The 10,253-nt window shown below is 68.0% G+C and carries 7 protein-coding genes and 1 pseudogene; all 8 read left to right on the top strand.

The window, feature by feature from the left end; all coding sequences use genetic code 11:
* Positions 1-234 precede the first annotated feature (234 nt).
* The 8 genes and pseudogenes from QXK92_RS08015 to QXK92_RS07975 all read left to right on the top strand — a co-directional run bounded on the left by QXK92_RS08015 (position 235) and on the right by QXK92_RS07975 (position 10,249).
* Positions 235-777: a TetR/AcrR family transcriptional regulator gene (locus QXK92_RS08015; protein WP_306241136.1), complete on the top strand. Its 543-nt coding sequence runs from the start codon at positions 235-237 to the stop codon at positions 775-777.
* A 54-nt stretch (positions 778-831) separates the two neighbouring features.
* A complete protein-coding gene (locus QXK92_RS08010) occupies positions 832-1,695 on the top strand; it encodes an aldo/keto reductase (RefSeq protein WP_306241135.1) in 864 nt (287 codons plus the stop codon).
* 122 nt (positions 1,696-1,817) lie between these two features.
* A complete protein-coding gene (locus QXK92_RS08005; protein ID WP_306241134.1) occupies positions 1,818-3,626 on the top strand; it encodes a PE family protein in 1,809 nt (602 codons plus the stop codon).
* Between the two features lie 150 nt (positions 3,627-3,776).
* A pseudogene (locus tag QXK92_RS08000) lies at positions 3,777-5,620 on the top strand (PE family protein).
* Positions 5,621-5,659: 39 nt separating this feature from the next.
* Positions 5,660-6,283: a PaaI family thioesterase gene (locus QXK92_RS07990; protein WP_306241130.1), complete on the top strand. Its 624-nt coding sequence runs from the start codon at positions 5,660-5,662 to the stop codon at positions 6,281-6,283.
* Between the two features lie 194 nt (positions 6,284-6,477).
* Positions 6,478-7,479 carry a glycosyltransferase family 2 protein gene (locus QXK92_RS07985; RefSeq protein WP_306241129.1) on the top strand — a complete coding sequence of 334 codons (1,002 nt, stop codon included), beginning with the start codon at positions 6,478-6,480 and terminating at the stop codon, positions 7,477-7,479.
* A 147-nt stretch (positions 7,480-7,626) separates the two neighbouring features.
* Positions 7,627-9,696: a threonine--tRNA ligase gene (gene thrS / locus QXK92_RS07980; RefSeq protein WP_306241128.1), complete on the top strand. Its 2,070-nt coding sequence runs from the start codon at positions 7,627-7,629 to the stop codon at positions 9,694-9,696.
* Complete coding sequence (locus QXK92_RS07975; RefSeq protein ID WP_306241127.1) at positions 9,689-10,249, top strand: HIT domain-containing protein; 561 nt, start codon at positions 9,689-9,691, stop codon at positions 10,247-10,249. The genes thrS and QXK92_RS07975 overlap by 8 nt, the downstream gene beginning before the upstream one ends.
* The last annotated feature ends 4 nt before the right edge of the window (positions 10,250-10,253 follow it).

Raw genomic sequence — 10,253 nt, 5'->3', positions numbered from 1 at the left:
TCGATAATCGGCCGTGAATTCGGTGGCGCCGCGGTGTCTCACCTCGACCGCTCGACCAGCGCTTTTGCCCCGGGTGCAGCGCGGCGGCGTCTCAGCGCGAGACATATTGATCAACGGTGTACGGGGCTCGATTCGGTGCTAAACATCGGCACGCACGGACAATTGAGCAACGCCGTGAACATTTGATCACAAATGCGCGCCGATCGCGCGATCGATGTCGTTAGTATCAGGGCCGTGGATTGGCTGGCCGGCGATAGGCGTCATCACGCGCGGGAGCGCATCTACGATTCCGCTGCTGCACTGGTGGAGACTCGTGGCTTTGATCGGCTCAGTATCGATCTGATTGCCCGGAACGTCGGTTGTTCACGCGCGACTGTGTACCGGCACGCGGGCGGGATTGACGCGATCCGGGATGCGATCTTGATTCGGGCGACCAACCAGGTGGCCGAAACGGTGGCGCAGACGGTCAAAGCGCTGCCCGCAGAGGAACGCACTGTGGGAGCAATCCTGGTGTCACTCAAGGTCCTTCGCTCGCATCCGGTATTCGCGTCGGTAGGTGCTTCGCGGGAGACGGGCCGACTGGTGGAACAGACGCTGATCGGTTCGCCGCGCATTCCCGAGGCGGCGGCCGTTATCGCCGGCCTACCCGGTGATGACAAGCTCGCCGCATTATGGATGGTGCGGGTAGTGCTGGGCCTGCTCTATTGGCCGGTCACCGGCATTGACGGCGCGGAAGAGGCGATCGTCCGCCGCTTCGTCGCGCCGTGGTTGAGCTGAGGTCGCGCGGTTGTAGAGCAGAACTCGCCGCCCAACGCGCGTACGGTCGACACCGTGGCTGCACACGTATCGGGAAGATTCACCCTGGGAAGCGACCTGACCGTCAATCGACTCGGATTCGGCGCCATGCGGTTGACCGGCGACGGCGTCTGGGGGCCGCCGGCTGACCGCGACGAATGTGTGCGTGTGCTGCGTCGGGCCGTCGACCTCGGCGTGAATTTCATCGACACCGCCGATTCCTACGGCCCCTACGTGTCCGAAGAGATCATCCGCGAGGCGTTGCACCCTTACCCGGGTCTGGTGATCGCCACAAAGGCCGGGCTGCTGCGCACCGGGCCGAATGTCTGGATTCCCCTGGGGAATCCGAGTTATCTCCGGCAAGAGTGCGAGATGAGCCTGCGTCGGCTCGGCGTCGAGACGATCGATCTGTTCCAGTTGCATCGCATCGACCCGAATTTTCCGCTGAGCGACCAATTGGGTGAATTGGTGACGCTGCAGGGCGAAGGCAAGATCCGCCATATCGGCCTGTCCGAAATCGACGTGGACCAACTCAACGCCGCCCGCGAGATCGCCGCGATCGTGTCGGTGCAGAACATGTACAACCTGACGACCCGTACCGCCGAACCGCTGCTCGACGCCGCGACGACGCAGGGCATCGGATTCATCCCGTGGTTTCCGCTGGCGTCCGGTCCGCTGGCGGCACCGGACGGGCCGCTGCACAAGATCGCCGCCGCGCACGGCGCGACGCCGTCACAGCTGGCGCTGGCCTGGCTGCTCAAACGGTCACCGGTGATGCTGCCGATCCCGGGCACGTCCAAGGTCGCGCACCTGGAAGAGAACGTCGCTGCCGCGGACATCGACCTCACCGATGAAGAATTCGAGGCATTGTCGGCGGCCGGTGCCGCACAAAGCAATTGAATTCAATTTCGCCGGTGGAGTGCGAACTGATTTAGGTTCAGTCCGAAACGCAAACGCATAGCGGTCCAGCGGCGCACAATACGTGTGCCCGAACCGGGAGTGGGTCCTAACTGGAGGCCGCCATGCCGTTTGTCGTCGCTCACCCGCAGCTATTAGCCACCGCAGCAACGGATCTCGCCAGCATCCGCGCCGCGCTCGGGGCGGCCAACGCAGCGGCTTTCGCCCCGACGGCTGAGGTGCTGGTTGCAGCGGCCGACGAAGTATCGGCGGCGATCGCGACCGTGTTCGGTCGGCACGCGCAGGCCTATCAGGCCGTTAGCGCGCAGAGCGCCGTATTTCACGCACAGTTCGTGCAGGCACTCAATGCCGGTGCCCTGGCGTATTCCGGTGCCGAGGCCACCAGCGCTGACCAACTTCTGCTGGGCGTGGTGAATGCGCCCGCCCAAGCGCTGCTGGGCCGCCCGCTGATCGGCGACGGCGCCGCCGGCGCGCCCGGCCGTAACGGCGGGGCCGGCGGATTGCTGTTCGGCAACGGCGGGCGCGGGGGCGACGGGCTGCCGGGACAGGTGGGCGGCAACGGCGGCGCGGCCGGATTGATTGGCAGCGGCGGAGCCGGAGGCACCGGGGGAGCCGGTGCGGTCGGCGGCAACGGTGGCAGCGGTGGATGGCTGTTCGGCAACGGAGGCGCGGGTGGACAGGGTGGCGCCGCGCTGGCCGGTATCAACGGCGGCATTCCCGGCCAGGGCGGCCATGGCGGCAACGCCCTGCTGTTTGGCGACGGTGGGGCCGGCGGACAGGGCGGTAGCGGCCGGGCGGGAGTCAACGGCGTGAATCCGGTGGTGAACGGCCCGACCGCTTCCGGGACGCCGGGCCTGAATGATTCCGTGAGCGGCAGCGCCTACGGCACCTCAGGAGGCACCGGCGGCGACGGTGGGCTCAGTGCCGGCGGCGGCACCGGAGGAAATGGTGGCAGCGCCAATTCCCTGACGAATTTCGCGATCGGCGGCAACGGCGGCGCCGGCGGCGCCGGTGGCAACGGGGGAAATGGCGGCAGTGGCGGAACGGCGTACGGCGGGGGCGGTACCGCAATCGGCGGCATCGGCGGAGATGGCGCCGCCGCGCAGGCGTCCGGTGGGGTTGGCGGGGCCGGAGGCCATGGCGCCAGCGCCGACAGCATAGGAGCCGGGGGTTTCGGCGGTGCCGGCGGTAGAGGCGGTGACGGTGGCTTCGGCACCGCTGGCGGTGCGGGTGGTGCCGGGGGTGCGGGCGGTGACGGCGGGCGTGGTGGCGTCTTCGTCGGGCAGGGGGGTCACGGCGGCGTCGGTGGGCAGGGCGGGATCGGGGGAGTTGGTGCGGCCGGTGGTGACGGTGGTGACGCGGGCAATGGTGGGAAGGCGACAGCCCTCGGTGGGAGTAGCGGCGCGAAGGGGGGCAATGGCGGCGCCGCAGGAGACGGCGGTACGGGCGGGTTCGGAGGAACCGGGGGATCGGGTGGGCGGGGTGGAAACGGCGGTGCCGGCGGTTTCCTGTTCGGCAATGGCGGTGCCGGTGGCGCTGCGGGCGTTGGTGGCGCCGGCGGTACCGGCGGCGTGGGCGGTGCCGGCGGGTTTGGGGGTAACGGAGGTGGCGCAACCGGTACCGGCGTTGCCGGCGCGGGCGGCTCCGGGGGCGGAGGTGGTGACGGAGGCACCGGTGGTACGGGGGGTGCCGGGGGCGGCAGCGGCGTCGGGGGCTTGGGCGGTGCCGGCGGACTGCTTTTCGGCGAAGAGGGCACCAACGGAACCGCCGGCCAGGGCGGTGCCGGTGGGCAGGGTGGAGCGGGCGGCGCCTTCGGCAAGGGCGGGGCCAAGGGCGTCGGGAACACCTCGAGCGGCCTGAACGGCACTGACGGGAGCCCCGGCAGCCCCGGCGGGACCGGGCAGCACGGTTGATGCATGCGTTGCCTGACACGCAGGCGTCCACGTCATGGTCAACGGTGAAGGGCTTTGTTCCCTATCTCCGAGTTCCCTATCTCCGACGAAAGGAGCCCTGAATATGGCCGTTCGTGTTCATCCAGCACTGATTCGTTGCAGGAGGTTCTCATGTCATACGTAGTTGCGATACCGGCGTTATTGTCCGCCACGGCAGGGGATGTGGGCCGTATTGGCGACGCACTTGCCGGGGCCGGCGCGACAGCGCTGGGCCCGACGACGTCGGTGCTGGCCGCCGGGGCCGACGAGGTGTCGGAGGCCGTTGCAGCTCTATTCGGTGGATACGCGCAGGCGTACCAAGTGGTCAGCGCGCAGGCCGCGACGTTTCACGGGCAATTTGTGCAGGCATTGATCGCGGGCGCCGGGACGTACGCGGGCGCCGAGGCGGCCAACGCCTCGCCGCTGCAAGCCGTGGAACAACAAATCCTCGGTGTGGTCAACGCACCGACGCAGGCGCTGCTGGGGCGACCGTTGATCGGCGACGGCAGCAACGGCGGACCAGGGCAGAACGGCGGTGCGGGCGGGTTGCTCTTCGGCAACGGTGGCCGCGGCGGCGACGGCCTGCCGGGTCAGGTGGGCGGCAATGGTGGCGCGGCGGGCCTGCTGGGTAACGGCGGTGCCGGCGGTACGGGTGGCGCCGGCGTGGCGGGTGGCTCCGGCGGCACCGGTGGACTGCTGTTCGGTAACGGTGGCGCGGGAGGAAACGGCGGGGCGGCGATGGCAGGCATCAAGGGAGGAATCGCCGGGCATGGAGGCGCTGGCGGCAGTGCCCTCTTGTTCGGCGACGGCGGAGTTGGCGGTCAAGGCGGTACCGGCCTCACCGGTGCGGCGGGCATCAATCCGAGCATCAGTGGAGTCGGCGCCACGGGCGCCCCCGGCAGCATTGACGTGTTGAGCGGTGTCAACGGAAGAGTGGTCGGGGGCACCGGGGGAGACGGGGCGGACGTCGGCCTCGGCTCCACCGGCGGTACCGGTGGTGCCGGCGGTTTCGCGGGAATCTTCGCCGGCGCGGTCGGAGACGGTATCGGTGGCAACGGGGGCACGGGCGGAGCGGGCGGAAACGGCGGCGCCGGCGGCGAGGGTGGGTTCGTGTTCGTTGACAACGGGGCCAGCAATGGAGGCACATCGGCGGCAATGGGAACATCGCCAGCGCGCCCGGTGGTGCAGGCGGTGCAGGCGGTGCCGGCGGCGGGGCGCTCAGCAACATTTCCGGCAACAGCGTTGGCGGCAGTGGCGGAGCGGGTGGCGGTGGCGCAACCGGGGTGTCGGGCGGTGCCGGCGGGACCGGTGGCGCGGGCGGTCACGGCGGCAATGCGGGGCTGCTTATCGGGAACGGCGGTGCCGGCGGCCTGGGGGGCACGGGCGGTGGAGGTGGCTCGGGAGCCACGGGCGGTACTGCAGGCAGTGGCGGTGAGGGCGGCTCCGCTACCGCAGGCGGGGCCAACTTTGCCAGCGGTGGTTTTGGCGGCAACGCGGGTCCCGGTGGCGCCGGCGGCACCGGAGGCGTCGGCGGTCTGGGCGGCGACGGCGGCAACGGCGGACGCGGCGGCCTGTTGATCGGTGACGGCGGCAGCGGCGGTGGGTCGGGTCTGGGCGGCGTCGGCGGCACAGGCGGCGTGGGTGGCGCCGGAGCAACTGGTGGCAACGGCGGCGGCGGCTTTGCCGGTCAGGGCGGACAGGGCGGACCGGGCGGCGCGGGTGGCGACGGCGGTGCCGGTGGCGCCGGCGGCGATGGCGGCGGCAGCGGTGGCGGTGGGATCGGCGGATCGGCCGGCATGTTGTTTGGTCATACGGGCACAAACGGTGCGGCCAGCGGGGGTGGCGGGGGTGGCGCCGGAGGGGCGGGCGGTGCCCTGGGCGCCGGCGGCAAGGGCGGTGACGGGTCGTCCGGCGTCGGAGCCGGCGGTGCCTCCGGGAAAGCGGGCGTTCAGGGCGCCCCCGGCCAACCCGGTTAGCGCGACCGGCGCCCCTCGGGGCTCGCATACGGTGTCTTGGTGACGAGCAACGCGGCCCCGCACCCCGGCGGGGGATTCAACCCCCCTGAACCCACCGACAAGGGCGGCCCGGATTACCACCGTTTCATCGAAGGGGTGCGCAGGCTGCAGGACCACGCCCGGGCTGTCGACGCGCCGGACGAGGTGATCACGGAAGCAGCCAACCGGCTCGAAGAACTGTCCGCACTGCTGGCCCCGTTCGACGCCGACGAATGGCAGTCGCCGTCGGGGCGGCGGATGGACCTGCCGATGCGGGGCAACGTCCTGACCATCCCGATGCAGGCGCACAAGACCGACGCGGGCCGCATCGAGGGCTGGGCCCGGTTCGCCCGCTTCCACCTCGGCCGCAACGGAGCCGTACACGGCGGATCGCTCGGCATGCTGTTCGACACGGTGCTCGGGCTGACGGCGTCGGTGCTCACCGGCAGCCGCCGTCAGCGCACCGCATACCTCAAGATCGACTACCGCAATATCGTGCCGATCGAAAGGGAGTTGCAGTTCGACGCGGGAGTCGATGTCGAGGACGGACGCAAGATCTTCGTGTCCGGCCGGTTGCGCGACGGGGACACCTTGCTGACCGAGGCGAACGCCCTTTTCGTGCGACTCAAGCCGGGGCAGCCGTAACACGGGGCGGTTGATGCACCTGTCCGAAAACTGAATATTCGTCAGAAATAATGTCCTTGACAAATCATTGCATAGGTGTCGAATATTGATGAAGGTCGATCGATGGCCGCTCGCTGATCGACCTGGGCGTCCCTATCGCATCTCGTGGGGACGCATCGGGCAATATGCGGCAGCAGAGGCAATGGGTCGGGACCATGACCGAAATCGTGAATGCGGTAAATCGTCCAGCGCGGTCAGCCGAGCGATCGGGACCCTCCGTCGCAATCGTCATTCCCGCCTATAACGAGGAACGTTTTATCGGCAGGTGCGTCGCGTCCTGTCTCCGCCAGACATCGCTTCCGGACGAAATCATCGTCGTCAACAACAGGTCCACCGACGGCACCGAAACGATTGTGCGTCGGCTGCAAGCCGAGAACCGTCATATCCCTATCCGGATATTGACCCAAAACGAATATCAGGGCATCACGCCCACCCGCAACTGCGGCTTCGACCAGGTGCGCAGCACGGTCATCGGCCGGATCGACGCTGATTCCGTCATAGCGCCCAACTGGGTCGCGACGATACGCCGCCGATTCCGCGATCCGGCTGTCGACGCGGTCACCGGTCCGGTGTTCTATTACGATATGCCGTTGCGGCAAGCGACCTTTCGTCTCGACCGTGCCGTGCGCGACAGGTTGCACCGCAAGGCGAAAGACCAACGGTTCCTGTTCGGCTCCAATATGGCGGTCCGGGCGTCGGCGTGGCGCGCGGTTCGCCACCTCACCCGGCTGGACCTCGAAGACCAACTGCATGAAGATATCGACCTCGCCCTGGTGTTGTTCAAGAATGGCTGTGACATCGAATACGAGCGCAGCTTGATCGCCGGCCTGTCCGGACGGCGGGTCGAGAATTCGCCGCGCGATTTCTACCGCTATGCGACGCGCTATCTGCGAACCACCAAGGTGCACCGCGTCAACAGCCGCACTGCGCTGATGACCATCGCGATTCTGTTGATGGGATACTTTCCGGCTCATATCTTGCGCTTGTTTTACGACGGCGAGAGCAACCGATTTACGTTGGCGAAGCTGCACGACTCGAGGCGCCACGGGCGCACGCACCGGCAGGTAAGCGGCAGGCTCGTCGGCGCGCGGACCGGCTCGTTCCGGCCCGCCCACGCGCTGCGGCCGGCAGTGGCAGTGGCGATGCTCGGCCACTAGGACGCTCTTGGGCGGCTACTGGGCCCGCCCCGCCGATTTGTGAACCGCTCCGGGGGCATCGGCTCGGGCCCGTCTCGTTCGGCATAGCATGGTCGCGATCGATTCCGCCATGCCCGCGAACATGCCCAAGCCACGGAGAACCACGCAATGAGCGTCCCCGCACAGCCCGTCTCAGGAGCCGTTGAAGCCCCGATCCGGGTTCCCGCCGGGACTACCGCGGCGGCCGCTGTCGGCGAGGCCGGGCTGCCCAGGCGTGGTTCGCCCGACGCGATCGTGGTCGTCCGGGACGCGGACGGCAAGCTGCGCGACCTCAGCTGGGTGCCGGACGCCGACGCCGAGGTCACCCCGGTGGCAGCCAACACCGACGACGGCCGCAGCGTCATCCGGCACTCGGCGGCACACGTGCTGGCCCAGGCCGTGCAGGACCTGTTTCCACACGCCAAACTCGGCATCGGCCCGCCCATCACCGACGGCTTCTACTACGACTTCGACGTCGCCGAACCGTTCACCCCCGACGATCTGGACAAGCTGGAAAAGCGGATGCGCCAGATCGTCAAGGAAGGCCAGCTTTTCGACCGCCGCGTCTTCGCGTCCAAGGACGAGGCGCGCGAGGAACTGGCCAACGAGCCGTTCAAGCTCGAGCTCGTCGACGACAAGTCCGGTGACCCGGACGTCATGGAAGTCGGGGGAGACGAGCTCACCGCCTACGACAACCTCAATCCGCGCACCCGCGAACGGGTGTGGGGCGATCTGTGCCGCGGACCGCACATCCCCACCACCAAGCACATCCCCGCGTTCAAGCTGACCCGAAGCTCGGCCGCGTACTGGCGCGGAGACCAGAACAACGCGAGCCTGCAACGCATCTACGGCACCGCATGGGAGTCGCAGGAGGCCCTCGACCACCATTTGGAGCTGATCGCCGAAGCCCAGCGCCGCGACCACCGCAAGCTGGGCGTCGAGCTCGACCTGTTCAGCTTCCCGGACGAAATCGGTTCCGGCCTGGCGGTTTTCCACCCCAAGGGTGGCATCATCCGTCGGGAACTGGAGGAGTACTCGCGGCGTAAGCACGAGCAGGCCGGGTACGAGTTCGTCAATACCCCGCATATCACCAAGGAACAGCTGTACATCACCTCGGGACACCTGGAGTGGTACGCCGACGGGATGTATCCGCCGATGCAACTCGACGCCGAGTTCAACCCGGACGGCACCGTGCGCAAGCCCGGCCAGGACTACTACCTCAAGCCGATGAACTGCCCGATGCACCACCTGATCTACCGCTCCCGCGGCCGGTCCTACCGCGAACTTCCGTTGCGGCTCTTCGAGTTCGGCAGCGTCTACCGCTATGAGAAATCCGGCGTCATCCACGGCCTGACCCGGGTGCGCGGCATGACCCAGGACGACGCGCACATCTACTGCACCCTCGACCAGATGCGCGACGAACTCACCTCGGTGCTGCGGTTCGTGCTCGACCTGCTGGCCGACTACGGCCTGGACGACTACTACCTGGAGCTCTCCACCAAGGACCCGGACAAGTACGTCGGCTCCGACGAGGTGTGGGAGCAGGCCACCGAGATCCTGCGAGAGGTCGGTGAGGCTTCCGGCCTGGAACTGGTGCCCGACCCGGGTGGCGCGGCGTTCTACGGCCCAAAGATCTCCGTGCAGGTCAAGGACGCGCTGGGTCGCAGTTGGCAGATGTCGACGCTGCAGGTCGACTTCAACATGCCGGACCGCTTCGAGCTGGAATACACCGCCAGCGATGGAACCCGGCAGCGTCCGGTGCTGATCCACCGGGCGCTGTTCGGATCGATCGAACGGTTCTTCGGCATCCTCACCGAACACTATGCGGGCGCGTTCCCGGCCTGGCTGGCGCCGCATCAAGTGGTCGGCATACCCGTGGCAGACGAGCACATCCCGTACCTGGAAGATGTTGCGGCACAACTGAGATCGCATGGTGTGCGGGTCGAGGTGGACACCAGCGACGACCGGATGGCCAAGAAGATCGTGAACCACACCAACCAGAAGGTGCCGTTCATGCTGCTGGCCGGTGACCGCGACGTGCAGGCCGGGGCGGTGAGTTTCCGCTTCGGTGACCGCACCCAGATCAACGGGGTGCCCCGGGACACCGCGGTGGCGGCCATCGTCGACTGGATCGCCCGCCGCGAGAACGCCACTCCCACAGCCGAACTGGTGAAAGTCGTGGAGAGTGGCAGTGACTGATCCGAGTGGCGAAGACACCATTCACGACCGCGGCGCCGGCGAGCGCGACCACCTGCAGCGGTTGTGGACTCCGTACCGGATGAACTATCTGGCCGAAGCGCCCGCGACCCGCGACAGTGCCAGCCGCGGCGAGCCGTTCACTGACATCCCGCGAATGTCCGACGAAGAGGGACTGGTGGTGGCGCGCGGCGAACTGGTCTACGCCGTGCTGAACCTCTACCCGTACAACCCGGGTCACCTGATGGTGGTGCCCTACCGGCGGGTGTCGGAACTCGAGGACCTCTCCGAAGCCGAGAGTGCCGAGGTTATGGCCTTCACCCAGAAGGCGATCCGGGTGATCAAGACGGTGTCGCGTCCGCACGGCTTCAACGTCGGCATGAATCTGGGCACCTCGGCAGGTGGTTCGCTGGCCGAACACCTGCACGTGCACGTCGTCCCGCGGTGGGGTGGCGACGCCAACTTCATCACCATCGTCGGCGGCTCCAAGGTGATACCGCAGTTGCTGCGCGAAACCCGCCGGTTGCTCGCCGACGAGTGGGCGAACCAGCCATGAGGCA

Origin of the sequence: Mycobacterium sp. TY815 (assembly GCF_030755135.1) — a bacterium.
Lineage (GTDB): Bacteria > Actinomycetota > Actinomycetes > Mycobacteriales > Mycobacteriaceae > Mycobacterium.
Note: the sequence above shows the minus strand (reverse complement) of the source record. Positions and strands in the feature narration are given on the sequence as shown.

What these genes read in the sequence shown, in the direction of transcription:
- QXK92_RS07985 (WP_306241129.1), top strand. Translation starts at nt 6,478, where the DNA reads ATGACCGAAATCGTGAATGCGGTAAATCGTCCAGCGCGGTCAGCCGAG.
- thrS (WP_306241128.1), top strand. Translation starts at nt 7,627, where the DNA reads ATGAGCGTCCCCGCACAGCCCGTCTCAGGAGCCGTTGAAGCCCCGATC.
- QXK92_RS08005 (WP_306241134.1), top strand. Translation starts at nt 1,818, where the DNA reads ATGCCGTTTGTCGTCGCTCACCCGCAGCTATTAGCCACCGCAGCAACG.